25 protein-coding genes are annotated in these 26,724 nt (G+C 69.4%); 13 read left to right on the forward strand and 12 right to left on the reverse strand.

From position 1 onward, the window contains the following. Positions 1-104 precede the first annotated feature (104 nt). Together Y958_RS19465 and Y958_RS32030 are read left to right on the forward strand one after the other, a co-directional pair. Positions 105-1,529, forward strand: a complete 1,425-nt coding sequence (locus tag Y958_RS19465; RefSeq protein WP_088873582.1) for a sigma-54-dependent transcriptional regulator — start codon at positions 105-107, stop codon at positions 1,527-1,529. Then, positions 1,519-2,898, forward strand: coding sequence for a sensor histidine kinase (locus Y958_RS32030; RefSeq protein WP_186291353.1), 1,380 nt, complete (start codon positions 1,519-1,521; stop codon positions 2,896-2,898). The genes Y958_RS19465 and Y958_RS32030 overlap by 11 nt, the downstream gene beginning before the upstream one ends. Here the strand turns inward: Y958_RS32030 and Y958_RS19475 are convergent. Then, positions 2,882-4,144, reverse strand: coding sequence for an MFS transporter (locus Y958_RS19475; RefSeq protein WP_088873584.1), 1,263 nt, complete (start codon positions 4,142-4,144; stop codon positions 2,882-2,884). The genes Y958_RS32030 and Y958_RS19475 overlap by 17 nt on opposite strands. Further along, positions 4,141-4,626: a MarR family winged helix-turn-helix transcriptional regulator gene (locus tag Y958_RS19480; protein ID WP_088873585.1), complete on the reverse strand. Its 486-nt coding sequence runs from the start codon at positions 4,624-4,626 to the stop codon at positions 4,141-4,143. Before Y958_RS19480 ends, Y958_RS19475 begins: the two co-directional genes overlap by 4 nt. Before the next feature lie 212 nt (positions 4,627-4,838). Between Y958_RS19480 and Y958_RS19485 the strand changes: the two genes are divergently transcribed. From Y958_RS19485 to Y958_RS19515, 7 genes are all read left to right on the forward strand, one after another. After that, entirely contained in the window at positions 4,839-5,753 is a 915-nt protein-coding gene (locus Y958_RS19485; RefSeq protein ID WP_145727674.1) for a hypothetical protein, read from the forward strand. After that, the gene (gene dprA, locus Y958_RS19490) at positions 5,750-6,868 is read left to right on the forward strand and encodes a DNA-processing protein DprA (RefSeq protein ID WP_244909468.1); all 1,119 of its coding nucleotides are present in this window, start codon (positions 5,750-5,752) and stop codon (positions 6,866-6,868) included. The genes Y958_RS19485 and dprA overlap by 4 nt, the downstream gene beginning before the upstream one ends. Positions 6,869-6,938: 70 nt before the next feature. Beyond that, positions 6,939-9,614 (forward strand): type I DNA topoisomerase, encoded by a 2,676-nt coding sequence (gene topA, locus Y958_RS19495; protein ID WP_088873587.1) that lies wholly within the window; start codon positions 6,939-6,941, stop codon positions 9,612-9,614. Between the two features lie 29 nt (positions 9,615-9,643). Further along, on the forward strand, positions 9,644-11,992 hold the full coding sequence (rnr, locus tag Y958_RS19500) for a ribonuclease R (RefSeq protein ID WP_244909469.1): 2,349 nt from the start codon (positions 9,644-9,646) through the stop codon (positions 11,990-11,992). 4 nt (positions 11,993-11,996) lie between these two features. Beyond that, positions 11,997-12,389, forward strand: coding sequence for a VOC family protein (locus Y958_RS19505; protein ID WP_088873589.1), 393 nt, complete (start codon positions 11,997-11,999; stop codon positions 12,387-12,389). A 187-nt stretch (positions 12,390-12,576) separates the two neighbouring features. After that, the gene (locus Y958_RS19510; protein ID WP_244909470.1) at positions 12,577-12,960 is read left to right on the forward strand and encodes a DUF983 domain-containing protein; all 384 of its coding nucleotides are present in this window, start codon (positions 12,577-12,579) and stop codon (positions 12,958-12,960) included. A gap of 24 nt (positions 12,961-12,984) precedes the next feature. Next, positions 12,985-14,610: a S41 family peptidase gene (locus tag Y958_RS19515; RefSeq protein ID WP_088873590.1), complete on the forward strand. Its 1,626-nt coding sequence runs from the start codon at positions 12,985-12,987 to the stop codon at positions 14,608-14,610. Between the two features lie 15 nt (positions 14,611-14,625). Here the strand turns inward: Y958_RS19515 and Y958_RS19520 are convergent, their stop codons facing one another. Genes Y958_RS19520 through Y958_RS19530 form a run of 3 tightly spaced genes read right to left on the reverse strand, consistent with a single transcriptional unit; the run spans position 14,626 to position 15,737 of the window. After that, entirely contained in the window at positions 14,626-15,030 is a 405-nt protein-coding gene (locus tag Y958_RS19520; RefSeq protein WP_088873591.1) for a hypothetical protein, read from the reverse strand. Between the two features lie 5 nt (positions 15,031-15,035). Then, entirely contained in the window at positions 15,036-15,242 is a 207-nt protein-coding gene (locus tag Y958_RS19525) for a helix-turn-helix domain-containing protein (RefSeq protein WP_004272535.1), read from the reverse strand. 3 nt (positions 15,243-15,245) lie between these two features. Beyond that, on the reverse strand, positions 15,246-15,737 hold the full coding sequence (locus tag Y958_RS19530) for a DUF2975 domain-containing protein (protein ID WP_088873592.1): 492 nt from the start codon (positions 15,735-15,737) through the stop codon (positions 15,246-15,248). A gap of 372 nt (positions 15,738-16,109) precedes the next feature. On the opposite strand from Y958_RS19530, the gene rpmG reads away from it, so the two are divergent. Further along, on the forward strand, positions 16,110-16,277 hold the full coding sequence (rpmG, locus tag Y958_RS19535; RefSeq protein ID WP_040845325.1) for a 50S ribosomal protein L33: 168 nt from the start codon (positions 16,110-16,112) through the stop codon (positions 16,275-16,277). Positions 16,278-16,460: 183 nt separating this feature from the next. Then, positions 16,461-17,240 (forward strand): glycosyltransferase family 25 protein, encoded by a 780-nt coding sequence (locus Y958_RS19540; RefSeq protein ID WP_088873593.1) that lies wholly within the window; start codon positions 16,461-16,463, stop codon positions 17,238-17,240. A 134-nt stretch (positions 17,241-17,374) separates the two neighbouring features. Here Y958_RS19540 and Y958_RS19545 read toward each other — a convergent pair whose 3' ends face one another. From Y958_RS19545 to Y958_RS19555, 3 genes are all read right to left on the reverse strand, one after another. Beyond that, the gene (locus Y958_RS19545) at positions 17,375-18,823 is read right to left on the reverse strand and encodes a PleD family two-component system response regulator (RefSeq protein ID WP_040845324.1); all 1,449 of its coding nucleotides are present in this window, start codon (positions 18,821-18,823) and stop codon (positions 17,375-17,377) included. A 64-nt stretch (positions 18,824-18,887) separates the two neighbouring features. Beyond that, the gene (locus tag Y958_RS19550) at positions 18,888-19,271 is read right to left on the reverse strand and encodes a response regulator (protein ID WP_040845322.1); all 384 of its coding nucleotides are present in this window, start codon (positions 19,269-19,271) and stop codon (positions 18,888-18,890) included. A 278-nt stretch (positions 19,272-19,549) separates the two neighbouring features. Further along, positions 19,550-21,412 carry an FUSC family protein gene (locus Y958_RS19555; RefSeq protein ID WP_186291354.1) on the reverse strand — a complete coding sequence of 621 codons (1,863 nt, stop codon included), beginning with the start codon at positions 21,410-21,412 and terminating at the stop codon, positions 19,550-19,552. A 219-nt stretch (positions 21,413-21,631) separates the two neighbouring features. Between Y958_RS19555 and Y958_RS19560 the strand changes: the two genes are divergently transcribed. After that, complete coding sequence (locus Y958_RS19560) at positions 21,632-22,540, forward strand: LysR family transcriptional regulator (protein WP_088873595.1); 909 nt, start codon at positions 21,632-21,634, stop codon at positions 22,538-22,540. 9 nt (positions 22,541-22,549) lie between these two features. Next, positions 22,550-23,446 carry a LysR family transcriptional regulator gene (locus tag Y958_RS19565; protein ID WP_088873596.1) on the forward strand — a complete coding sequence of 299 codons (897 nt, stop codon included), beginning with the start codon at positions 22,550-22,552 and terminating at the stop codon, positions 23,444-23,446. Here the strand turns inward: Y958_RS19565 and Y958_RS19570 are convergent. The 4 genes from Y958_RS19570 to Y958_RS19585 form a co-directional block, all read right to left on the reverse strand. Beyond that, on the reverse strand, positions 23,443-24,867 hold the full coding sequence (locus tag Y958_RS19570) for an efflux transporter outer membrane subunit (RefSeq protein ID WP_088873597.1): 1,425 nt from the start codon (positions 24,865-24,867) through the stop codon (positions 23,443-23,445). The genes Y958_RS19565 and Y958_RS19570 overlap by 4 nt on opposite strands. A gap of 3 nt (positions 24,868-24,870) precedes the next feature. Further along, positions 24,871-25,806, reverse strand: coding sequence for an efflux RND transporter periplasmic adaptor subunit (locus tag Y958_RS19575; protein ID WP_425600680.1), 936 nt, complete (start codon positions 25,804-25,806; stop codon positions 24,871-24,873). Next, on the reverse strand, positions 25,803-25,991 hold the full coding sequence (locus Y958_RS19580; protein ID WP_088873598.1) for a DUF1656 domain-containing protein: 189 nt from the start codon (positions 25,989-25,991) through the stop codon (positions 25,803-25,805). The genes Y958_RS19575 and Y958_RS19580 overlap by 4 nt, the downstream gene beginning before the upstream one ends. 210 nt (positions 25,992-26,201) lie before the next feature. Then, entirely contained in the window at positions 26,202-26,558 is a 357-nt protein-coding gene (locus Y958_RS19585) for a hypothetical protein (RefSeq protein WP_088873599.1), read from the reverse strand. Positions 26,559-26,724 lie beyond the last annotated feature (166 nt).

Raw genomic sequence — 26,724 nt, forward strand, 5'->3', positions numbered from 1 at the left:
GGGAGCCATTGCAGGGGCGCCAGAGAGAACCACCGCAGAACGGACATGCGCTCTGACCCTGGGCGGTGTACGATTTCGGACAGTATTGTGGGGGACTTTGCATCGTGACACAGAAAAGCGGCCGTATCCTGATGGTGGACGACGACCAGGACATCCTGGTGGCCGCCCGCCTGCTGCTGAAGCGGGAAGGCATCCTGGTCCATACCGAGAGCCAGCCGGATCGCATCCCGCAGCTGTTGAAGGATGAGGTGTTCGACGCCGTTCTCCTGGACATGAACTTCGCCATCGGCGCCAACACGGGGCGCGAAGGCTTCCAGTGGCTGAAACGCGTGCTGGAGATCGACCCCACCCTGTCCGTCATCCTGATGACCGCCTATGGCGACGTGGGCACGGCGGTGGAGGCGATGAAGCAGGGTGCCTGCGACTTCGTGCTGAAGCCCTGGTCCAATGAGCGGCTGGTGGCGACCCTGATGAGCGCCATGACCCTGACCGCCTCCCGGCGCGAAGCGGCGCAGCTGGGCGCCCGCAACAAGGAGCTGGCGGCAGCACTGGACCAGCCGGGGCAAACGCTCATTGGCAGCAGCCCGGCCATGGCCCGGGTACTGACCCTGGTGGACCGCGCCGCCCCCACCGACGCCAATGTCCTGATCCTGGGCGAAAACGGCACCGGCAAGGAGGTCATCGCGAGAGAGATCCACCGCCGGTCCCGCCGCGCGGACCAGGTGTTCGTGGCCGTGGACCTGGGCGCCATCGCCGAGAATTTGTTCGAGAGCGAGCTGTTCGGCCACAAGAAGGGCGCCTTCACCGACGCCAAGGAGGACCGCGTCGGCCGGCTGGTGGCGGCCAACGGCGGCACCCTGTTCCTGGATGAGATCGGCAATCTGCCCCTGTACCAGCAGAGCAAGCTGCTGTCGGTGCTGGAACAACGCGTGGTCATCCCCGTGGGCGGCAACCGGCCCATCCCCATCGACGTGCGCCTGATTTCCGCCACCAACATGCCGGTGGAACAGCTGGAAAGCCCGGACACCTTCCGCCAGGATCTGCTGTACCGCATCAACACCGTGGAGCTGCGCCTGCCGCCCTTGCGCGACCGCTCGGACGACATCCCGGCCCTGGTCACCCATTTCATGGGACTGTACGCCCGGAAATACGCCATCCCGCCGCGCCGCCTGTCCAACGACGCGCTGGCGCGGCTGAAGGCCTATCACTGGCCGGGCAACGTCCGCGCCCTGCGCCACGCGGTGGAGCGCGCCATGATCCTGGGCGCCGGCGACGTGCTGGAGGCGGAGGATTTCTCCCTGCCGTCCGCCCCCGGCGGCGCCCCCCGGCCGGCGGCACCGCCACCCTCGGCTCTGGCGGCGGTGGGCGATGACGGCTTTACCCTGGGCACGCTGGACCTGGAGACGGTGGAGGCGCAGGTGATCCGCCGGGCGCTGGACAAGCACCAGGGCAACATCAGCCACGCCGCCAATGAGCTGGGCATCACCCGCACCTCCCTCTACCGCCGGATGGAGAAGCATGGTCTTTAAGTCGTCGTTCAGCACGGCGCTGACCCTGCGGGTGACCCTGCTGTGCCTCAGCTGCGTGGCCCTGGGCCTGCTGCTGCAGGCCACCGACTACCACGCCACCGAGGCGCTGGTGCTGTTCCTGATCGCCTTCCAGATCGGCGGCGTGGTGCGGGTGGTGAACACCACCAACCGCGAGCTGGCGCGCTTCCTGAACGCGCTCAGCCATTCCGACTTCACCCAGAGCTTCAGCTATCGCGCCATGGGTCCCAGCTTCCAGGAACTGGGCCAGGCCTTCGCCGGGGTGTTCGACAGGTTCCGCGACGCCCGCGCCGATGCCGAGCGCAAGGCCGACTACCTGAACGTGCTGGTGGAGCATGTGCCCGTGGCCCTGGCGGAGGTGCATCCCGATGGCCGCGTCAACCTGCTGAACAACGTGGCCCGGCGCCTGATCGGCCATGACGACCTGAACCGCCGCCTGGTGGACGGCGGCACCCTGGATTCGGCGCTGCGCGTGCTGGAACCGGGGAAAAGCGCCCTGCTGAAGGTGGCGGGGGGCATCACGCCCCTGCACCTGACGGTGCGCGCCACCCAGCTGACCCTGGCCGAGGGGCCGCGCCTGCTGATCAGCCTGCAGAACATCGGCGGGGAGCTGGAGGCGACGGAGGTCAAGGCCTGGTCGGACCTGGTACGGGTGCTGACGCATGAGATGATGAACTCGCTGACGCCCGTCTCCTCCCTGGCGGGCACGGCGCAGTCGCTGCTGGCCGATCTGCGCACCCAGCTGGAGACCATCCCCGGCCTGCCCCCCGCCGTGCTGCTGGATGCAGCCGACGCGGGCGAGGCCATGGACACGGTCACCCGGCGCGCCGGCGGCCTGCTGCGCTTCGTCGAGCGGTACCGCCGCTTCACCCAGATGCCCCGGCCGAAGGTGGAGCGGCTGAAGGTGCGCGAGCTGTTCGGCCGGGTGGAGCGGTTGATGGGCCCGGCGATGGCGGAGCATGGCGTGGCGCTGGAGGTGGTGGTGCTGCCGCCCTCGCTGGAGATCAGCGCCGACCCCGACCTGATCGACCAGGTGCTGATCAATCTGGTGAAGAACGCGGTGGAGGCGCTTGACGAGTGGAAGGCCGGCGGCACGGCAACCCGCGCCCCAGCCATCACCCTGGCGGCTCACCTGGACGTGACCGGCCAACTGAACCTGCTGGTGCGCGACAACGGCCCCGGCATCCCGCCCGAGGTGGCCGACAAGATCTTCGTGCCCTTCTACACCACCAAGCGCGAGGGCAGCGGCATCGGCCTACCGCTCGCCCGCCAGATCATGCTGGCCCACGGCGGCACCATCGCGGCATCGCCGGTGGAGGGCGGTGGGACGGTGTTCACTCTGCGGTTTTGATCTCGCGCCAAGGCCGCCAGCCGGTGTGCTTGAGCAGATAGCGCACCCCCACCAGCGCCGCCAGGAAGCCGGAGGCCGCCCCCACGCCCAGGGACCAGCGCGGACCGGCCACGTCCGCCACCCAGCCGACGACGGGGGCGCCCAACGGTGTGCCCCCGACCGCGATGGCCAGCAGCAGGGCCACCACCCGGCCGCGCATGGCGCTGTCGGTCGACAATTGCACCAAGCTGTTGGTGGAGGTGGTGAAGGTCTGCGCCGCCACGCCGACCACCACCAGCAGGATGCCAAACGCCCAGGTGGTGGGCATGACCGCCGCCAGGGCGCATCCCACGCCGAACAGCAGCGCAGCACCCACCAGCAGGGAAACGGTGGGCGTCGCGCGTCTGGCCGCCAGCAGCGCGCCGGCGACCGAGCCGATGGCCATGGTGGAGCTGAGCACCCCGTACTCCCCCGCGCCGGCCTGGAAAGCGTGCACCGACATGGTGGAGATGAAGATGGGGAAGTTCAGGCCGAAGGTGCCGATGAGGAACAGCATCAGCAGCAAGGCCCGCAAGTCCGCCCGGCCCCAGACATAGCGGAAGCCGCCGACGAAGCTGCCCCGGCTGCGCACCGCCCGCGTGCGGGGATGGAAATCGGCCGCCCGCAGCAGGCAGAGGGACCCGATGACGGCGATGAAGGAGGCGGCGTTGATCAGGAACACCCAGCCCGTGCCCACCGCCGCGATCAGCACGCCGGCCACCGCCGGCCCGATCATGCGCGCCGCGTTGAAGGAGGTGGAGTTGAGCGCCACGGCGTTGGCCAGGTCCGCCTCCCCCACCAGTTCACCGATGAAGGTCTGGCGGGCGGGCGCGTCGAAGGCGGCGACACAGCCCAGCAGGAAGGCGAAGATGTAGACGTGCCACAGCTGCACCAGGGCCAGCACGGTCAGCAGGCCCAGGCCCAGCGCCAGCAGGGCGGAGGCGGCCTGGGTGCAGAACAGCAGGCGCCGCCGGTCGAAAAAGTCGGCGGCGAAGCCGCTGAAAGGCAGCAGCAGGGCCAGGGGGCCGAACTGCAGGGCCATGACGATGCCGACGGCGGAGGCGCCGTTGACGTGCGCCAGTTCCGTCAGCACCAGCCAGTCCTGCGCCGTGCGCTGCATCCAGGTGCCCACATTGGACACGATGCCGCCGGCGGACCACAGGCGGAAATTGCGGTTGGCCAGGGCACGAAAGGTGCCGGTCGAGGCCGGGTTGGCGGAAGCCGTCATGACAAGCCCCCGTCCGGGGCATCCGCCACCAGACGCTTCAAAAGGTCCACCGCGCGGCCCAGCTCCGCCCGCTCATCCGGCGTCAGGCGGGAGCGCATGGCACGGAACAGCCAGTCCTCATGCAAGGCGCGGCCTACCCGCAACCGCTCGCGGCAGGCCGGGGTCAGATCCCACAAGGTCTGGCGCCCATCGGCGGGATCGGGGCTGCCCATCACCAGGCCCGCCGCCTCCAGCGCCGCGACGGTGGCGCCCATGGACTGGGAGCGCACCCCCTCCGCCTTGGCCAGGGCCGTCACCGTGGCCGGCCCGCCGTCAAGCCGGCGCAGCACGGCGATTTGCGAGGGCGTCAGGTCGCCGACGTTGGCCTGCTCACGCAACTTGCGCCGCAGCAGGCCCATGACCACGCGCAGTTCCACCGCCGTTGCCATGACGGCCGAGGCATCGGGGTCGCCCGCGTCGGGCCTGTCCAAGGGATCGTTCATGCCCTGGGTTTAGCAGATACGAAGGTAGACTACAAAGTCTTCCTTCATATATCAGCGGCGCACCGGCGATGGCTGTCCGGGGGCTTATACTCGTCACCACTTTACTGCGCCGTGCTGTTTGGTCGTTCCCTCAATAGGTGTGTCGCGATAGATTTACCGCTCTCAGGCGGGGCCTTGCGGTTGGGGAGGGCATGGTGCGCAGGATATTTCTGGTGACGGCGTTGCTGGCGCTGCTGGGCGCCGGCTTCCACATGATGGCGGCCACGGCCGACGCGCAGACGGCGACGACGACGACGGTCACCGAGACGCCCGTCACCACCACACCGACCCCAGGCATGCCCCCCACCAGCGGCATCACCCTTACGACCGCCACCCCCACAGCCACCGCCAGTGGCATGACGGCAGTTGGGCCGATGACCACCGGGGAACCCAGCCTGGCGATGGCCTGGAAATCCCTTCCGCAAAGCCAGAAGACCCTGGCGGTGGGCAGCGTGCTGATGCTGGTGGCGGTCACGGCCACGCTGCTGTGGCTGACCATGTCCACCGACATGCTGCGCGACAACACGCCCTCCACCTTCGCCGGCGTCACCAGCGCCACGGGCAAGCCCTTGCGCCGTGCCTTCAGCCTGGCGCAAAGCCAGATGGCCTGGTGGTTCGTCATCGTGCTGGCGGCCTACCTTTACCTGTTCCTGGTGACCGGGGAGCTGGACACCCTGACCGGCCAGGCCCTGTGCCTGATGGGCCTGGGCACCGGCACCGCCATGGGGGCGGCGATGGTGGAGCAGAACAAGACCAACCCCATCCTGGCTGCCTACCAGGCCGTGCTGGCGCAGATGGCGGACCCGGCCACGCCGCCGGCCGACCTGCCCACGCTGACCGCCACCCGCGACACCCTGGCCCGCCAGCTGGCGTCGCGGGATTACGTCCATGACATCCTGACCGACGCCAACGGCATCAGCCTGCACCGCTTCCAGACGGCGGTGTGGACGGTGGTGATCGGCATGCTGTTCCTGATCGAGACCGTGGTCCACCACAAGATGCCGGACCTGGACCCCTATAGCCTGGGCGTGCTGGGCATCAGCGCCGGCACCTATCTGGGCTTCAAGATTCCGGAACAGCCCAATTGAGAAGTACGCGCGTCCTTTCCCCCGCCGAGCGCCTGGACTGGCTGCGCCTGACGCGCACGGAGTCGGTGGGGCCCGTCACCTTTCACAGGCTGATGGAGCGCTTCGGCAGCCCTGCCGCGGCCCTGGAGGCCCTGCCCGACCTGGCCCGACGCGGCGGGCGCGACCGGCCGCTGAGCATCGCGCCGCGCGCCGCCGCCGAACGGGAGCTGGCGGTCCTGGACCGCATGGGCGCCCGCCTGCTGTGCTGGTGTGAGCCCGACTATCCCGCCCAGCTGGCCGCCATCGAGGACGCGCCGCCCGTCATCACCGTGCTGGGCGACCCCGCCCGCCTCAGCCGCCCGGCCGTCGCCGTGGTGGGGGCCCGCAACGCCTCCCTCACCGGGCGCAAGCTGGCGGCCATGATTTCCCGTGACCTGGCGGAGGCCGGCATCACCGTCGTCTCCGGCCTGGCGCGCGGCATCGACACGGCGGCGCATGAAGCGGCCCTGCACCGCGGCACCGTCGCGGCGCTGGCCGGTGGCGTGGATGTCATCTACCCGCCGGAGAACGCGGAGCTGCACCGGCGCATCGGCGACCAGGGCGCCCTGGTCGCCGAATCGCCACCGGGGACGGAGCCGCAGGCCCGTCATTTTCCCCGACGCAACCGCCTGATCTCCGGCCTGTCGCGCGGCGTGCTGGTGGTGGAGGCGGCGCTGAAGTCCGGATCATTGATCACCGCCCGGCTGGCGCTGGAACAGGGGCGCGACCTGTTCGCCGTGCCGGGGTCGCCCCTGGACCCGCGCGCCCAGGGCTGCAACCGCCTGCTGAAGGACGGCGCGGTCCTGGTGGAGACGGCGGACGACATCCTGGCCTATCTGGGGCCCCAGGGTTTGGCCACGTTCAATGCCCCGCCTGCGGGCGGCGGGCCGGTCCCGCCCCCGGCCGATCCCGGGGAAAAGGAGGTGGAGGCGGCCCGTCCCCGGGTCACCCTGTGCTTAAGCCCGACCCCGGTACACATTGACGAAATTGTCCGGGACTGCCAATTGTCTGCGGCGGTGGTGCTGACCATCCTGCTGGAACTGGAGCTGGCGGGCCGTCTGCATCGCCACCCCGGCGGCCGCGTGAGCCTGGCGTGAAGCTGGACAGCGCCGTCCCGGGATCAAGGTTTTCGGAAAACATCGCCACCTATTGCAGTGCGGGGTCCCCTTGTCGGGCAGCAACGTCCTCATCGTCGAATCGCCGGCCAAGGCGAAGACCATCAACAAGTACCTGGGCGATGATTTCACCGTTCTCGCCAGCTACGGCCATGTCCGCGACCTGCCGGCCCGCGACGGTTCGGTGAAGCCGGAAGAGGATTTCTCCATGGAGTGGGAGCTGGGCGACCGCTCCAAACGCCATATCGACGAGATCACCCGCGCCGCCAAGGGCGCCACGCGCATCTACCTCGCCACCGACCCGGATCGCGAGGGGGAGGCCATCGCCTGGCACGTCAAGCAGCTGCTGGACGAGAAGCGCATCACCGGCAAGGTGGACGTGAAGCGCGTCACCTTCAACGAGATCACCAAGAGCGCCGTCCTGGACGCCATCGCCCATCCGCGCGAGGTGCATCAGGAACTGGTCGATGCCTATCTGGCGCGCCGCGCCCTGGACTACCTGGTGGGCTTCACCCTGTCGCCGGTGCTGTGGCGCAAGCTGCCAGGCTCCCGCTCCGCCGGCCGCGTGCAATCCGTGGCCCTGCGCCTGATCTGCGAGCGTGAGTCGGAGATCGAGGCCTTCCGCCCGCAGGAATACTGGACCATCGAGGCGGAGTTCCGCACGCCGGCCGGCGCGCCCTTCACCGCCCGCCTGGTGGGCCTGAATGGCAAGAAGCTGGACAAGTTCACCCTGGGCAACAAGGGCGACGCCGACGCGGCGCTGGCCACCATCCGCCCGCTGTCCTTCATGGTGCGATCGGTGGAACGGCGCCAGGTGCGCCGCAACCCCTTCCCGCCCTTCACCACCTCCACCCTGCAGCAGGAGGCCAGCCGCAAGCTGGGCTTCGGCGCCACCAAGACCATGCGCATCGCCCAGAAGCTGTATGAGGGCGTGGACATCGGCGGCGAGACGGTGGGCCTGATCACCTATATGCGTACCGACGGCGTGCAACTGTCGAACGAGGCCATCGACGGCGCCCGCCGCCTGATCTCCTCCGCCTTCGGCAACGAGTATGTGCCCAACGCCCCGCGCGTGTACAAGTCCAGTGCCAAGAACGCGCAGGAAGCGCACGAGGCCATCCGCCCCACCGACATGTTCCGCCGGCCGGATCAGATGGGCCGCTTCCTGGACAAGGATGAGCAGCGCCTGTACGAGCTGGTGTGGAAGCGCACCATCGCCTGCCAGATGGCCAGCGCCGAGCTGGACCAGGTGTCGGTCGACATCGCCTCGCCCAAGGCCGAGGCTCAGTTCCGCGCCACCGGCTCCATCGTCACCTTCGACGGCTTCCTGAAGGTCTATCAGGAGGACCGCGACGACGCGGGCGATGACGAGGACAAGGACACCCGCCTGCCGGCCATGAAGGATGGCGACGACCTGGCCAAGGGCGAGGTCAAGTCCGACCAGCACTTCACCCAGCCGCCGCCGCGCTACACCGAAGCCAGCCTGGTGAAGAAGATGGAGGAGCTGGGCATCGGCCGGCCGTCCACCTACGCCAGCATCCTGCAGGTGCTGCAGGACCGGAACTACGTCCGCCTGGAAAAGCGCCGGTTCGAACCGGAGGACCGGGGCCGCCTGGTCACGACCTTCCTGGAGAACTTCTTCAACCGGTATGTCGAGTACGGCTTCACCGCCGACCTGGAAACCAAGCTGGACGACATCTCCGGCGGCCGCATCGACTGGAAGACGGTGCTGCGCGAGTTCTGGCAGGCCTTCTCCGCCGCGGTGGAGGGAACCAAGGACCTGACCATCACCCAGGTGCTGGATGCCCTGGACGAGGCGCTGGGCCCGCACTTCTTCCCCACCCCCACCGAGGGCGGGCGCGACCCGCGCGTCTGCCCGGTCTGCGGCGAGGGCCGGCTGTCGCTAAAGCTGGGCAAGAACGGCGCCTTTATCGGCTGTTCCAATTACCCGGGCTGCAAGTACACCCGCCCCCTGAGCGTCGAGGGTGGCGAGGAGGGCAACGCCGACCGCGAGCTGGGCAACGATCCGGAGACGGGCTACCCCGTGTCCATGAAGCGGGGCCCCTACGGCGTCTATGTCCAGACGGGCGCGCCGGACGAGCCCAAGCCCAAGCGCGTGTCGCTGCCGCGCGCCATGAACCCGCAGGACGTGGACTTGGACATCGCCCTGCGCCTGCTGGCCCTGCCGCGCAGCCTGGGCCCGCATCCCGAGACGGGGCAGGAGATCACGGCCGGCATCGGCCGCTTCGGCCCCTATCTCAAGCATGGCGACGCCTATAAGAACCTGACGCCGGATGACGACGTGCTGACCATAGGCCTGAACCGGGCCGTGGTGCTGCTGGCCGGCGTGGCCGCGCGCAAGACGGTGGCGGGCCGTGAGCTGGGCAACCATCCCAAGGACGGCAAGCCCATCACCCTGGGCAGCGGCCGCTTCGGCCCCTACGTCAAGCACCTGAAGCTGTTCGCCAGCATCCCCAAGGCCATCAACGCCGACACCATCACCCTGGAACAGGCGGTGGAGCTGCTGGCGGCCAAGGCGGCCAAGGACAGCGGCAAGAAGCCGGCCGCGGCCGAGGGCGAGGAGAAGCCGAAGAAGGCGGCGGCCAAGAAGGCCCCGGCGAAGGCGGCGACCGCCAAGGCGACGGCTGAGAAGAAGGCCGCCGCGCCGAAGAAGACCACCACGGCCGCGAAGAAACCCGCAGTGAAGAAGACGGCGGCGGGCGACTGAGCCCGCCACCCCCGGTTCAAGGATTGATCATGCCGAAGCGTCCGGAGGGCCCCCGGCGGGCTTTGCCCAGGCCGGTGCCGGCCCGCCGCGCGGCCGACGCCCCCTTCCCCACCCGGGAAGAGATCATGGACTATATCCAGTCCAGCCCCGTGCCCGTGGGCAAGCGGGAGATCGCGCGCGCCTTCAACATCACCGGCGACGGCCGCATCGTCCTGAAGGAGCTGCTGAAGGAGCTGGAGGGCGAGGGCAGCATCGAGAAGGGCGAGGGCCGGCGCGTCGCCGTGCCGGCGGCCCTGCCCGAGGTGGCGGTGCTGATCGTCAGCGAAGTGACGCCGGATGGCGAGGTGCTGGCCCGGCCCACCAGCTGGGCGCATGAGGCGCCACCACCGCGCATCTACATGGCCGCCGAGAAGCGCGGCCATCCAGCACTGGCGGTGGGCGACCGCGTGCTGGCCCGCCTGTCGCGGCAACCCCAGCCTGGTGGGGAAGAAGACATCTACGAAGGCCGCACCATGCGCAAGCTGGACAGCGGCACGGCCACCCGCATCGTCGGCATCTATGACCGCGCCCGCGACGGCGGCCGCCTGAAACCCGTGGACCGTCGCGCCAAGGCGGAATTCGCCGTGGCCGACGCCAATGCGGAAGGGGCGCAGCCGGGCGAGCTGGTGGTGGCCGAGCTGCTGCCCGCGTCCCGCCTGGGCCTGAAGCAGGTGCGGGTGGTGGAGCGGCTGGGCAGCATCGAGGAGCCGCGCGCCGTCAGCCTCATCGCCATCGCCCAGCACGCCATTCCCACCCAGTTCGCCAAGGCGGCGATCGAGGAGGCGGAGGCTGCGCCCGAGCCGACGGTGGAGGGGCGCACCGACCTGCGCGATTTCCCCCTGGTGACCATCGATGGCGAAGACGCGCGCGACTTCGATGACGCAGTGTTCGCGGAACCCGACGCCGACCCCAACAATCCCGGTGGCTGGCACCTGCTGGTGGCCATCGCCGACGTCAGCTTCTACGTCCGTCCCGGCCTGGCGCTGGACCGCAACGCCTTCGACCGGGGCAACAGCGTCTATTTCCCCGACCGCGTCGTGCCCATGCTGCCCGAGGCGCTGTCGAACGAGCTGTGCTCCCTGAAGCCGGAGGTCAACCGGGCCTGCCTGGCGGTCCATATGTGGATCGACGCGCAAGGGCGCCTGAAGCGCCACCGCTTCGTGCGCGGCCTCATGCGCTCCGTCGCGCGCCTGACCTACACCCAGGTGCAGAAGGCCCGCGATGGCGAACCGGATGAGCTGATCGGCCCGCTGATGGAGCGGGTGATCACCCCGCTCTACGGCGCCTTCGCCGTGCTGCAGAAAGCCCGCGACGCACGCGGCACGCTGGAGCTGGACCTGCCGGAGCGGCTGGTGAAGCTGGACGAGGCCGGGACCATTCAGAGCATCGGCGTGCGCCCCCGCCTGGACAGCCACCGCCTGGTGGAGGAGTTCATGATCGCCGCCAACGTGGCGGCGGCGGAGGCCCTGGAAGCCAAGCACAGCCCCTGCATATACCGCGTGCACGCCGAGCCCGCGCGCGACAAGCTGGAGGCGCTGCGCCAGTTCCTGGGCTCCCTGGGCTATACCCTGGCCAAGGGCCAGGTGATGAAGCCCATCCTGTTCACCCGCATCCTGAACAAGGCGGCCGAGACGCCGGAAGCGGACCTGGTGAACACCGTCATCCTGCGCAGCCAAAGCCAGGCGCTGTACCAGCCGGAGAATATCGGCCATTTCGGCCTGGCCCTGCCGCGCTACGCCCACTTCACCTCCCCCATCCGGCGCTATGCCGACCTGGTGGTGCACCGCGCCCTGGTGAAGGCCTACGGCCTGGGGCCGGGCGGGCTGGATGAGGAGGAAGCGGGCCGTCTGGCGCAGGTGGGGGAGCACATCTCGGTCACCGAGCGCCGCGCCGCCACGGCGGAGCGCGACGCCCTGGACCGCTATGTCGCGGCCTATCTGTCGGACAGGGTGGGCGGCACCTTCACCGGCCGCATCGGCGGCGTCACCCGCTTCGGCCTGTTCGTCACCCTGGACGAGACGGGCGCCGATGGGCTGGTGCCCATCTCCACCCTGCCGGATGATTTCTACGACCATGACGAGGCCAACCACCAGCTGGTGGGCCGCCGCTGGGGCCGCATCTACCGCCTGGGCACGATCGTCAAGGTGCGCCTGGTCGAGGCCGACCGCATCTCCGGCAGCATGGTCTTCGCCCTGCTGGGCGAGGACACCGACGACGCCCCCTGGCTGGCCGGCGGCCAATCCGCCCGCAAAGGGGCTGACGGCAAGGGTGGCCGCGCCCGCCTGACCCGGAAGACCGCCACCAAGGCCCGCGTCAAACGGCCACCGCTCAAGGATTAAGTGAATGCCTCAATTCATCGGCGGCGTCGCCCTGGTCGTGCGCGATTATGACGAGGCCAAGGCCTGGTACCGCGACATTCTGGGCTTCGACGCCGTGGAGGACACGGACCTGGGCGGGGGCAAGCGCTGGGTGGTGATGGCGCCGCCCGGCTCTGGTGAAGCCCGCCTGCTGCTGGCCAAGGCGGCGGGGCCGGAGCAGGAGGCCGCCATCGGCAACCAGGCCGGCGGCCGCGTCTTCCTGTTCCTGCGCACCGACGATTTCTGGCGCGACTACCATCGCATGAAGGCGGCCGGCGTCACCTTCTGCGAGGAACCCCGGGTTGAAGCCTATGGCACCGTGGTGGTGTTCCAGGACCTCTACGGCACCCGCTGGGATCTGCTGCAGCTCAAAGCCTGATGTCCCCGGCGCACAATTCGCGCAAATCACAACAAGTGTAGATAGCAGGGCTGTACCCTGTGAAACGCGTCTGGACCATGGCTCGGGCCATACCCATCATCTAGGCCATGACGACCGACCCCGTCCCCCTGTTGACCCGCATCCGAGGGCAGTCCGCGAGGCCAGCGTCGCCGAGATGGAGGACACCATGACGGACACGCACGAGGAAATCATCGCACCGCCCAAGGGCATGGCCGGCACGGCCATGATGCGCGGCATCCGCCGCTGCTGCCCCAACTGCGGCGCCCACACCCTGTTCGAGGGCTATACCAAGGTGGCGCCGGTCTGCACCAACTGCGGCCTGGAATTGGGTAAATTCCGCGCCGACGATGCGCCGCCCTACTTTACCATCTTCGTCGTCGGCCATATCGTGGTCGGCGCCGCCTTGGCGGTCGAACAGAATTTCCACCCCGACCTATGGGTCCACGCGGCCCTGTGGGGTCCGTTGACCATAGGCCTGTCGCTGGCCTTGCTGCCCTTGTTCAAGGGGGCCGTGATTGGCGTGCAGTGGGCCATGGGCATCCGCGGCTAGGGGAACAACAAACCGGGAGGCGCCGTGGCCCAGGCCACATGCCGGGCACACAGCGCCCAGCCCACCCATATCAGGCCCGCCCATGTCAGGCCTGACCGCATCCGCCGGGGCGCCGCCCTGGCCCGGACGGTGGCGGCCTTGGCCGGCGCCCTGGCCCTGGCGGCTTGCGTCGGCGGCCCGGGAGATCGCGGCAACGTCACCGCCGAACAATTCTACCAAAGCGCCTACGGCAAGATCGACGAGCTGTACCTGGAACCGGTGGACATGCGCCGCCTGGTGGTGGACGGCCTGGTCCATGCCGGCGTGGTCGTGCCCGACCTGACGGTGACGGTGCAGCCGGGGGGCGCAGCCGTGACCCTGGCGGTGGGCCGGCGGGCGCCGCGCACCTTCGCCCTGCCCCCCGGTCCCGACGCGGCGTCCTGGGCCCATCTGGCCGCCCTCACCACCGACTGGACGGTGGCGCAAAGCGCCGATGCCGGCCCCGGCGACCAGACGCGGGAAACCCTGTTCCGCGCCATGCTGGAGGGCGGCACCGCCGATCTCGACCCCTACAGCCGCTATTCCGTGCCGGCGGCGGCGCGGACGGAACGGTCGCGCCGCGAAGGCTATGTCGGCATCGGCGTGACGCTGGAGGAAACGCCGCGCGGCTTCCGTATCATCGCCGTGGCCCCGGGCAGCCCGGCCTCCGCCGCCGGCCTGTTGGTGGGCGACGTCATCACCGCCGTGGGCGGCATGCCCGTCGACGCCGCCGGCGGGGGCGGCCCCGCCATGACGGTGGAGGCGATCATGACCCGTCTGAGCGGGCCGGAGGGAACCGGCGTGCCGGTGCGGGTGGCCCGGGCCGGCGGCATGGTGACGGTGCTGATCAGCCGCCAGCGCATCATCCTGCCCACCGTGACGGCAGAGCGGGCGGGCGCCGTGGGCGTGCTGCACGTCAGCCGCTTCAACGCCGGCACCGCCGACGCCCTGGCCGCCGCCATCCGCCATCTGCGCGACGCCGATGGTCTGGGCCGGCCCACCGGTTGGGTGCTGGACCTGCGCGGCAACACCGGCGGCCTGCTGGACCAGGCGGTGGCCGTGGCCGACCTGTTCATCACCAGCGGCCCCCTCCTGAACACCGTGGGCCGCCATCCGGACAGCGTGCAGCATTACGACGCCACGCCGGGCGACATCCTGGACGGCGCCCCCCTGGTGGTGCTGGCCGACGGGCAGACCGCATCCTCCGCCGAGATCGTGCTGGGCGCCCTGGTTGACAGCGGCCGGGCCCTGGACGTGGGCACCACCAGTTTCGGCAAGGGCGTGGTGCAGACCGTGGCCCCCTTGCCCAACGGGGGGGAGCTGTTCATCACCTGGTCGCGCATCCTGACGCCGGCCGGCCGCATGTTCGATCACCACGGCCTGGCGCCCGCCCTGTGCACCGCCGGCCTGACCGACGCCGCCGCCATCCTGGCACCTTTGCGCGCCCAGCCCCGGCCCGCCAGCACGCCCGCAGCCTGCCCGGCAGAGCGCAACCGTCCGGCGCCGGTGGACCTGACGGTGGCGGAGACCCTGCTGGCCAGCCCGCCCCTGCTGCGCCGGGCGGAGCTGGCGGGCCAGACCCTGCTGGCCGACCAGCCGGCGGCCACGGCGGTTATCAGCGGCACGCCCTAGCCGACTCGGCTTTAGCTAAGCCCAGCGCTCACCCGGGCAGGCGAGGTAGGTCCGGAACACATAGCGCCAGGGAATCGTCGGAATGAAGACGACCACCACCAGCACGGCCTGAATATTGGCAAGGCTGGCCGGGTCGACGTCGCCCGCCAGCCACAGCGGCAGAGCGTAGAAAGCCAGGAAGATGATCTTCCAGGTCACTTCGAAGATCAGCAGGGGAAGCATCTTGAGCGGGGAGTACAGCCCGAGAAGGGAGAGCAGCCCGATTCCGGCCAGCAGGCTGCGCGCCGTCTGCAGTCCCAGGATCGGCCCATTGGCGTGATGAATGACCTCGGGCCAGTCGACGATGCCGACCCCAACGGCCATCACCAGATAGAACACCCGCAGCGCATAGAGGCGGGCCAGGGAAATTTCGCTAGTCATCAGCGTTACTCCTTCTCGTGGGCCAACAGGTCGCCCGGCTGGCAGTCAAGCGCTTGGCAGATCGCCTCCAATGTCGAGAACCGGATGGCCTTGGCCTTGCCGGTCTTCAAGATCGAGAGATTGGCCAATGTGATGTCGACCTGTTCGGCCAACTGGCTGAGGGTCATGCGCCTTGCATGCAGCAGGTCGTCGAGCTTCACCAGGATAGCCATGGCTCAGACCGTCCCTTCGAGATCCGCGCGCAGGGTGGTGCCGAGGGCGAAGACGCGAGCCAGGACGAAGAGCAGCAGGACAGCGAGCCATCCATCCAGGGAAAAACCCGGATCGATCGCGAAGGGCGTTGCCGCCGAAACGGCGCCGACAGCCAATTTCAGAACCTCGATCCAGAGCAGCGCCCAGGCGATGTCCTGCAGGCGCGCCGCGTTCTCGGGAATGAAGGGATCGCCGTCGCGCACCGTCTCGACCATGGTGGACAACCGGGTCAGCATCCGATGCGCCAGCGGGATGCCGGCCAAGCCGACGAGCATGACGAGGCGCATGCCGGTCATCTGCTCGGGCTGGGCGCCCAAAGCTTTTTGCAGCCAGGGCGCGGCGGCGAAACTGGTGCTCAGCAGCACCGCGATTCCGGCGCCGAGCAGAATATTGAGTCCAGTCAGGCCCCGGAGCACGAGGCGGGTGGTGGACAGGATGTCGGGACGTGGGTTCATGGGGGTCAACTCCGTTATTGTTGTTTATCGATAAAACATATATCGACGCGCGGCAAGAACTTTATTGATAAACGATATATGGCTTGTGGCGCTGGCGGAATCCCCAATGCCGCTCAGGGGATGGCGCCCTCGCGGCACCAGGTGCAGGGCTCCAGCAGCCTTTGGCTGGAGCGGCCTTATGCACGGCGCGCATCCCCTGTCCCAACGGCCCTTCCCGGGGCGTATGGCTCTTTGGCCTTGACTCTCAGGGCCCGCTGACTAAAGTGCCGCGACGCCGTGCCCCTGAGGGCTGCGGTACGGAATTGTTTTTGACCGCCCCCGACCCGCCGAGTTGGCGACCGAACGGGGTTGTCGTAGGTGGGATTAAAGGTCATGGCCAAGCAGAATACCGTGCTGATCCGTCTGATCAGCTCCGCTGAAACCGGCTTCTTCTACGTGAAGAAGAAGAACCCGCGTAAGACGACCGAGAAGCTGGAGTTCCGGAAGTACGATCCGGTGGCGCGCAAGCACGTGCTGTTCAAGGAAGCCAAGATCAAGTAAGTCCCGCGCGCCCGTATCGGGCGCGCCGCTCTGGAACCACGCCCCGCCCGCAAGGCTGGCGGCGAGCGACCGGAGCATGAGGACACTGGTCAGGCGAAGGGCCGCTCCTGGAGCGGCCCTTTCCTATTGGCATGCCTGGCGTCCGGCCTTCCCTTGGGCGCCCAGAACCCTGGGACCCTCCCCATGGCCGCCTCCTCCTGTCCGATCCCCCCTTGCCCCATCTTCGTCATCAACCTTGAGCATGACGGGGTGCGGCGTGCGCATATGACCGAGCAATGCGCGCGCCTGGGGCTCGCGGTGGAGTTCGTGCCGGCGGTGAACGGCCGCGCGCTCAGCGAGGCCGACCGCGCCGTCTATGACCGCGCCCGGGCGCTGCGCGTCTATGGCGTGGAGATGCTGGACACAGAGATCGGCTGTTACCTCAGCCACTACCGCCTCTATGAGCGCATGGTGCGGGAGAACATCCCCGCCGCCCTAATCATGGAGGACGACGTGGAGCTGAGCCCGGCCCTGCCCCGCATCGTGGAGGATCTGCTGGCCGACCCGGCGCCGGAATGGCAGGGGGTGCGGCTGGAATCCTTGCGCCCCCGCGTGCGTGAGCCCAAGACGCCCAAGTTCCGGGGCCGCACGGTCCAGACCCTGCGCGATGGTGAGTTGGTGCGCCTGGGCACCCACGTCCTGGGCTTCGGCGCCTATCTCATCCGCCTGGACGGGGCCCGGCGCATGCTGGACTACGGCCGGCGCATCTTCATGCCGGTGGACCAGACCATGGACCGCTATTGGGACAATGGCATCGCCCCCTACCTGGTCCGCCCCATTCCCGTGCGCCAGCGCACCGACATGGACTCACGCATCGGCGCCCGGCCCGCCGGCCGGCACGAGGGCCAGCCCTTAGCCATCCAGCTGGCCCGCCGCTGGCAGCGCCTGTCGGACAGCGTGCGCAAGCGCCTGTACCGGGGCTGACTCCCCTTCTCATACTCCACAATGGAAAAGGCCGGCGACTGCCGGCCCCCGCAGCATTCCGGGAAGCGAAGCGGACTGGAATGCGAGGATAGCCCAGCCGCCGGATGGCGGCGCCCGGCGCTTGAGGGAAAAACTCAACCCGGCAGGCTGAGGTCCGGCGCGTCCGCGTGGCTCAGCGGTGCGGCGTCCAGGCTACTGTCCGTCACGACGCGGTTGCGGCCGGCGCGCTTGGCCTCATAGAGGGCCATGTCGGCCCGGCGCAGCAGGCTGTCGCCCGTCTCCATGCGGCCGTCCGGCCCCTGGGCGCCGGCGGCCACGGCCACGCCAACGGAGATGGTGACCGTGATCTCCCCACCCTCGGTGGTGACGTTGAACGGTGTCTCGCCGATGCGGCGGCGCAGGCGCTCGGCCACCAGCACGCCGGCGGCCAGGTCCGTGTCGGGCATGACCACGACGAATTCCTCGCCGCCCAGCCGGGCCACCAGGTCGAAGTTGCGCAGGTTGCGGCTGGCGCGCAGCGCCACTTCCTTCAGCACCTCGTCACCCACGCCGTGGCCGTAGGTGTCGTTCACCACCTTGAAATGGTCGATATCGAACAGCAGGGCCGCCACCGGCTTGTGGTTGTCCCCGCCCCGGTCCAGCAGGCGCGGCAGGTGCGCGCTGAGGTAACGGCGGTTGAACAGGCCGGTCAGGCTGTCGGTCAGGGCCAGCGACAGGCTCTGCTCATAATTGGCGCGCAGCCGGTCCTGGTAGCGCTTGCGCCGGATCTGGGTCCGGGCGCGGGCCATCAGCTCATTCCGGTCGATGGGCTTGATCAGATAGTCGTTGGCGCCCAGCTCCAGGCCCTTGGCCACGCGGTCAATGTCGGTCTCGTCCGCCACCAGCAGCACGGGCACCTGGCGCGTCTTCTCCTGCGAGCGCAGCTGGGAACAGAGGCGCAGGCCATCCTCGCGCATCAGCGTCAGGCTGATGACGATGAAGTCGAAGTCGCCGGCCAGCGCCTGCTCCAGCCCGGTGGCGCAGGTGTCGGCAGCCACCACGCGACCCCGGTCGCGACCCAGCGTCTCGGTGATCTTGTCCAGGTCGATGGAGCTGTCCTCCACCACCAGGACGTTGGCGCCCTCCGCCGACTGGTTGTGCATGCTGTCGGTGGAGACCAGCATGCCCAGCTGGCCGGACGTGCTCTCGCGCAGGCGCCATTCATCCATCATCATCTTGAGACGGACGAGCGAGCGCACGCGGGCGAACAGCGCCACATCGTTCACCGGCTTGGTCAGGAAGTCGTCGGCGCCGGCCTCCAGCCCCCGCACGCGGTCGGCGATGTCGGACAGGGCCGTCACCATGACGACGGGGATGTGCATGATGGCGGGGTCGCTGCGGATGCGCTCGCACACCTCGAAGCCATCCATGCCGGGCATCATGACGTCCAGCAGGACGATGTCGGGCGCCTGCGCCTTGATCTTCTCCAGCGCCTCGGGCCCGCTGCTGGCGGTGATGACGTCGAAGTACTCGCGCGTCAGCTTCGCCGCAAGCAGCTTGACGTTGGGCAGGACATCATCAACGACCAGGACGCGAGCCGACATGACACCACTTATTCCGGCCGCGTCGGGGGAAGACGCGGCTTATTCCAAGGTACTATTGCGCACCCTAATCCAGAAAGCGCCGAACTGTCCGGATGAAAGTGGCAACCGAGATGGGTTTGGCGATGTAGTCATCACAACCGCCTTCCCGGATACGCTCCTCGTCACCCTTCATGGCGAAGGCCGTGACGGCGATGACGGGGATCGACCCAAGCTCTTGATCCTCCTTCAACCAACGCGTCACGTCCAGACCGGAAAGCTCCGGAAGCTGTATGTCCATAAGTATAAGATCCGGACGGTGTGTCCGCGCCAGTTCCACGGCCATGCCGCCATCGCGGGTCTGCACCGTGCGATAGCCGTGCGCCTCCAGCAGGTCGTTGAAGAGCTTCATGTTCAGCTCGTTGTCCTCGACGATGAGGACACATTTTTTTGCGGCGGCAACCGTGGCCATGAGGCGGTCCGTGGCGATGTGGCGGCTACACTAAGGGACAAGCCGGGCGGGTACAACCGTCATCCGGCGCACTCGCGGGTTACGCCCCCGCTGTTCGGTGTCGCGTCGCCATGGCGGCGCCATTCCCCTGTTCTAGGCGTTGTGGGTACCCCCATGGCGCCCCTGCCCCTTCAACAGGTAATCCGGAAATTTGGTTAAACCAGGGAGAATCGGCAGCGCTGTCATTCACAGCGCCGGTGAATCCGTGAATCGGCCGACCGGAACGCCCACCCTGGGTCTCAGCCGGCCAGCTGCCGGCACCAGGCGGCCAGATCCAACAGGCCGTGGCGACGCGTACCGTCCGCATCGGCGGCCGCGACCTCCAGCCGCCGCCCGGCGCGCCGGGCGAAGGCGGCCAGGCGCGCCGGCTCCTCGACCAACCGCCCCAGTGCCCGCATGACGGCATCGCCCCGGCGGCGATCCTGGGGCGCCAGGGCGGGCAGCAGGGCCCGCATGGCGATCAGGGCGCGGCCCACGTCCATGCGGGCGCGCGCCGTGGCCAAGGCACGGTCGTCCCCCCGCCCGCCCCATGCCGCCAGCCGCGCCAGCCGGTGATGATGGCGATATTCCCACGCCGCGATGTCCGCCGGGGGGGCCGCGCCGCCGGCCAGCGTCCGCACGCTGGCGGTGAAGCTGCCCAGCAGGCGCCGCACCTCCCCCCGCCCGTCCACCGGCAGGATCAGCCGGTAGGTCAGCAATATCCACACGGCGGCCAGCACGATGGCGGCGAAGGCGTTGAGGAAGCCCTGGAGGTCGTAGCTCATGGGGTTGGTGGGCGCGACCAGGGTCAGGAACAGCAGGGGCATGAAGGCGCCGAAGTCACCGCGCCCAGGCCGTTGGGACATCAAGGCGGCCACCAGGATGACCGGCGCCAGCACCAGGGACAGGCCCCAGAACTCCGACAAGGCCGGCAGCGCCAGGAAGGTGATGGGCAGGGCCAACAGCCCGGCCCAGACGGCGGCGCGGAAGACCTGGACACTGACCTGTTCGGGGTTGGCGCGGCTGGCCAGCAGGGCACCGAAGGCGCTGGTCCAGCTGACCATGATGGTGCCGGCCGGCCATTCGGTGGCGACCCAGAAGCCCGCCGCCAGACCGACGGAGATCAGGGTGCGCAGGGCGGCGATGATCGCGCTGCCCAGGGGGCCGTCCGCCGGCTCCGGCAGGGTGAAGGACAGGCGTCGCGTTGGGTCGCGCGCCACCGCCACCTGCACCATGAGGTCCAGCATTTCCCCCAGTTGGTGCGCCGCCGCGATGGACGCCGGATTGGCCGCCCGGCGGGCCAGGCGCAACGCGGCGCGCAGGCGGCGGCGCGCCGCGGCGGCGGCCACGCGGAAGGCCGGCCCGTCGCCCGCGCCCAACGGCGTCAGGCAAGCCAGCAGCGGCCCGGCGGCCGGCAGCACGGCCAGCGCCCGCCGGGCGGCGTCCACCCGGGCCAGCAGCCCGAACAGGGCGGCCGCTGCGATCCGGGCGCCGTCGGCCTGGCGGCGGAAAGCGACCGACTCGACGGCGGCGTAGGTCGCCAGGTCGTCCAATCCCTGCAGCTCCGCCAACAGGTCGCGGTACGGGCCGGGCGCGACGGCGCCGGTCAGGTCCCGGGCCAGCGCGCCGGTCACGGCGGCGGTGACCCGGCCCACCCGGCTGTCCAGCCGCTGGGCCGCCGTCACCGGCCAGACGATGCCCGACACCGTCATCTTGGCAAGCACTCCCACGACGATGGCGGCGACGCGGGCGGCCGCGATGTCGAAGGTGCGCAAGGGATCGTCCACAGCCCCCAGCGCCACCAGGGCCAGGGTGTAGCCCGCCAGCACGGCGGCGTAGGACCGGAAGCGGCGCAGACGGGTGGCCAGCGCCACGCAGCCCGCCAGCCATAGGCTGTAGAGCAGCAGGAAGGCTTCCGGCGACTGGCCGAAGCCCGCCATCAGGGCCAAGGCCGCCGCCGCCCCCACCAGGGTGCCGGCGATGCGCCACACGCTCTTGGCGATGACGGCGCCGCTCATGGGATGGCTGACGATCAGCACCGTCACCGCCGCCGTCTGCGGGCTTTCCAGCTGCAGGGCATAGGCGAGATGGAGGGCCAGCAGGGCCGCCATCGTCGTGCGCACGGCATGGCCCAACGCCCCCCGGCTGGGAACCAGGGTGGCGATAGACCGTATTGGGAAGGCGAGCGGCACGGGTGGAAACGCCAAAGGAAGGGCGCCGGCCGTTCCCATGAGCGGAACGCCAGCCAGTTCATCGATTTAGATGATGCTCCATACCCCCGCCTACGGTCCAATATATGACTGGATGCTTTTCCATATCCAAAACCGACAGGACGCGCCGCCTTGGACATCCGCCACCTGCGCTATTTCACCGCCGTCGCCGAGGAACTGCACTTCACCCGCGCCGCGGAAAAGCTGGGCATCCGCCAGCCGCCGCTCAGCCAGCAGATCCAGCAGCTGGAGAGGGAGATCGGCAGCCCCCTGTTCCATCGCCTGTCACGCGGCGTGGAGCTGACGGCCGTCGGCGCCTCCTTCCTGCAGGACGCGAAGGCCATCCTGGCGCACATGGACCAGGCTTTGGCCAACGCCCGGCAGGTCGCGCGGGGCGACAAGGGCCGCCTGCGCATGGGCCTCAGCATGTCGGTCACGGCCCATCCCTGGATCGCCCGGCTGATCCGCGACTATCGCGCCCAGCATCCGGGGGTACAGCTGACGCTGGAGCTGAACGACTTCGGCCAGCTGACCGACGCCGTGCGCGACGGCGCCCTGGACGTGGCCCTGGTGCGGGGCCGGACGGCGGAAATACCGGGCCTGACCACCTATGCCGTGGTCGAGGAAAGGCTGTTGGCGGCCCTGCCCATGGGCCACCGCCTGGCCGGGGCCGCCACCCTGGACCTGGCGGAACTGGCGGACGAGGATTTCCTGATCATTCCGCGCACGGCCGGCCCCAACATTTACGACATCATGATCGCCGCCTGCCGCGAGGCGGGGTTCAGCCCCCGCATCGTCCAGGAGGTGCCGGCCTTCCCGCCTTTGCTGAACCTGGTGGAGGCGGGCCTGGGTGTGGCGCTGGCGCCCGACAGCATGCGCAACATGCGCCTGGAAGGCGTGCGGCTGCTGGACCTGCAGGGCGGCTATGACACGGCCCCCATCATGCTGGTCTACCGCGCCAACGAGGGGACGGCCGCCGTGCGGGCGCTGGTCACCCAGGCGCGGCGGGCCGCCGCCATCCGCACCACCCCCACGCCCTGAGGCACGGCCATGCTGGAACTGAAACTCTTGCGCTCCTTCGTCCTGCTGGCCGAAGAGCTGCACTTCGGCCGGGCGGCCGAGCGGCTGCACATCGTGCAGCCGGCCCTGACCCAGCAGATCCAATCCCTGGAACGGCAGATCGGCACGCCCCTGCTGAACCGCGCGCGCGGCCGCATCAGCCTGACCGACGCTGGCGCCCTGGTGCTGGCGGAGGCGCGCAAGACCCTGGAACAGGCGGCACGGACGGAGGCCATCGGCCGCCTGGCCGGCCGGGGCGAAGTCGGCAAGCTGGAGGTGGGTTTCGTCGGCTCCGCCGGCGTCGGCGCCCTGATGCCGGCGGTGCTGCGTGATTTCCGGCGCAGCCATCCGGCCGTGGAGTTGCACCTGGTGGAAATGGCGGTAGGGCCGCAGCTGGCCGCCATCGCCGCCGGCACCCTGGATGTCGGTTTCGTCCGCCTGCCGCCGCTCAGCCTGCCACCCGGGGTGACGGTGCTGCCCCTGCGGCCGGATAGCCTGGTGGCGGCGTTGCCGGCCGGCCATCCGCTGGCGGCACTGGACGCCATCCCGGTGGCGGCGTTGGCGGCGGAGCCCATGGTGCTGCACCATCGTGCCGGGGCGGCGGAGCTGCGCAGCCTGATCGACGACCTGTGCGGCCGACACGGCTTCACCCCGCAGGTGGTGCAGTCGGTGCCGCAGATATCGCTGACCGTCCGGCTGGTGGCCGCCGGCCTGGGCCTGTCGCTCCTGCCCGGGTCCATCGCCTGGCTGGCCGTGGAGGGCGTGGTCTACCGCCCCCTGGCCGATGCCGACATCCAGTACACCCTGGCCTTGGCCCACCGCCCCCAGGATCCCGCACCCGCGGTGCGGGCCTTCATCGCCTTGGCTGAAAAGGCGGCGGAGATCTAATCGGCCTTATCCAGGTCCACGCCCTGCCAGCCGCCACCCAGCGCCTTGTAGAGCGTGATGACGTGCTCCACCCGGGCCAGGCGGCTTTCCGCCTCCCGGTCCTCCGCCTGGTAGGCCTGGCGCTCGCTGTCCAGCACCTTCAGGAAGTCGGTGAGGCCGGCACTGTACAGGCGGGTGGCGTGATCCAGGGCTTGGCCCGCGTCGTCGCGGGCGGCGGCCAGGGTCTGCTGCCGCCGGGTTTCCGTCTGGTAGTTCACCAGCGCGTCCTCAACATCGCGCAGTGCCTCCTTCACCGTGCGCTCATAATTGATACGCGCGGCCTCGGCCTCCGCCTTGGCCATGGTGATGCGGGCGTCGTCACGGCCGCCGTTGTAGACGGGGCCCGTCACCTGGGCCCCCAGGGAATAGGTGAGGCTGGCCAGGCTGAACAGCTTGCCCAGGTCGGCCGCCTGGGGCAGCAGGGTCAGCGGAATGGCGAAGTGGGGCAGGCTGGCGGCGGTGGCCACGCCGATGCGGGCGGTGGCCGCCGCATAGCGCCGGTCGGCCTGGCGGATATCCGGCCGGTTGGCCACCACCTCGGACGGCACGGACACTGGCAGGCTGTCGGGGACGGACAGCAGGGGCGCCGGCTGGCTCAATTCCGCCTCCAGTTCCCCCGGGTAGCGGCCCAGCAGAATGGCGATGGCGTGGCTCATGCGCGCCACTGTAGCTTCCAGCGGCGGGGTGGCGGCCTGCACCGTCTCCAGTTGCGCCTTGGCCTGCGCGATGTCCAGCACCGTGCCCAGGCCGCGCTGATAGGCGCGCTGCGCCAGGTCCAGGGCCTTGGTGGCAACGTCGATGTTGTTCCGGGCGATGGTCAGGCGCAGCTGGGCGGCGCGCAGGCGGGCGTAATCGGTCGCCACCTCCGCCAGCAGGCTGACCAGGACGGCGCGGCGGCCTTCCTCGGTCGCGGCGATGTCGGCGTCGGCCGCCTCCACCGCCCGGCGGGTACCCCCGAACACGTCTATCTCCCAGGTCGCGTCCAGTTCCGCCTGCCAGGTGTGATAGCTGCCGATGCCGGCCGGCCAATCCACACTTTCACTGGATCGTTGCAGGGCCGGATCGATACCCAGCCGCACGTCCGGCAGATCCGCGGACTTGGCGATGACCCGCGCTGCCCGGGCCTGCACCAGGCGCTGGCGCGCGATCTTCAAATCTTCGTTATCCGTGATGGCCACCTGGACCAGGCGGCTGAGCGTGGGATCACCGAAGCTGTCCCACCAGGCGCGCATGGCGTCCACGCCGGCCGCCGGCGGCAGCTGTTCGGTCCAACCCTTGGGCAAATCGTCCAGCGGCACGGGCTTGTAGTCTGGGCCGACCACGGAACAGGCGGACACCATGCCGCCCAGCATCAGGGCGGCCAGGGCCTTACGGCGGATCATGGCTCAGATCCTCGATTCCAGACGGGCCAGCACCCGGCCCACGACGCCCTGCGGACGTGCCGCCTCATCCCCCACCGACACGGTGCAGGTCATGCCGGCGGCGAGAACCACGCCGGGCGGCACGGTGTCGATGCCGATGCGCACGGGGATGCGCTGCCCCAGCCGCACCCAGGTGAAGACCGGGTTCACGTCCTGCAGGCCATAGGCGTTGGGCGCGCTGTTGCGGTCGTTGATGCCACGGGCGATGGTCTCGACATGGCCGGTCAGGGGCGCGGCGTAGCCCATGAGCTTCATGCGGGCCGGGTCGCCCTCATGGATGCGGGCCAGCTTGGTTTCCTCGAAATAGCCTGAGACCCAGAAGCTGTCGGTGTCGATGACCGCCACCCGGGGCTGGCCCACCGTGGCGTAGTCGCCCACGCGCAGGCGCAGGTTGGTGACGTAGCCGTTGACCGGCGCGCGGATGATGGAGCGTTCCAGGTTCAGGTTGGCCAGGTCCAGCGCCGCCGTCGCCGCGTCCAGCTGGGCATTGGCCACGCTGGCGGTGCTGCGGAACCGATCCTGCTCGGCCTCGGACACCACGCCGGCCAAGCCCTGGCGGCGCTGCGCATCGCTGAGCTTCAGGGCCCGGTCATCGCGCGCGGCGGCGACGGCGGCGCGGGCCTGGGCCTGGGCGATGCGGAACCGCACCGGATCGATGACGAACAGCACGTCGCCCTTGTGGATCAGCTGGTTGTCGTGCACCGGGATGTCGACGATGGTGCCGGCCACCTCCGGCGCCACGTCCACCACCTCCGCCCGCACGCGGCCGTCGCGCGTCCAGGGCGCCAGCATGTAGCGCTGCCAGAGGGCGCCGATCAGCAGGATGGCCAGCGCCACCAGGGCCAGGGTGGAAGCCCCGCGTCCCAGGGCGCGCGCCAGGATCAAGAGGCGGGCGTTCACAGCAGCACCAGACCGGCGAGCAGGATGGAAAACAAGGCCGCCTCGACCAGGGCGGGGTGCCAGACGGCGCGCCAGAAGCCCAGGTGGGCCAGCAGGCCGCGCAGCAGCAGGAAAAGCACCAGGGTGGCGGCGACATAGCCGACAATGGGGGCCATGAAGATGCCGGCGACATCCAATTCGGCCATGACGGAAAGAACCTCGTTGGAAGTGTGGAAAAAGAAAAGGACGCGGCCCGAGGGTGCTCCCCTTGCCGCGTCCTTTCCCTGAGCGTGAGGTGCCCGGCAACCCGATGGGAGGGGGGCCGGCGGGCACCGTCACGAAGGGGGCGGAGGGGGGCGGAACCGGATCAGCCGCCCCTGGACCATTTGGTCCTCCCCCGCCCCGTTACGACCCTGTCAGTTGGCCGACAGGGCCTGCGCCGTCAACGCCGCGTCCAGATTGTCGACACAGGCATTGAAGTCGGCGGAACCGGGGGTGGCGCCGGCGGCGGCACAGGCCTGCTGCTCGCGGCCGACCTGGGCCGACACCTGGGCATGCGCGCCCTTCACATGGGTCAGCACGTTGGTGCAGGCGGCGAAGTCGGAGTTGGCCGGGTGCAGGCCCATGGCCTGGCAAGCCTGGCTGACCGCCGGGGTCACCACCACCTCGGTGCCCGCGGCACACGCGCTCAGCGGCGCGGACAGCGCCAGGAAGGACAGGCCGGCGGCGGCAACGGCAACCTTCCGGGACGAATTCTTCAGCGGGGCGAACATTCAAGCATCTCCATCAATCAACCGGGCCGCGTCCTGTCAGGTACATCGCCTTCAGTCGGCGCGGTCGTTGGTGAGATGAACTATGCGCCCGGCTGCTGCGGTGCGTCTAATATATCGAGATGGCATCTTCGATATCTATTCGATATGGCAGAGACCCGGGCCCACG

The sequence above is a fragment of the Nitrospirillum viridazoti CBAmc genome, from assembly GCF_000730165.1.
Lineage (GTDB): Bacteria > Pseudomonadota > Alphaproteobacteria > Azospirillales > Azospirillaceae > Nitrospirillum > Nitrospirillum viridazoti.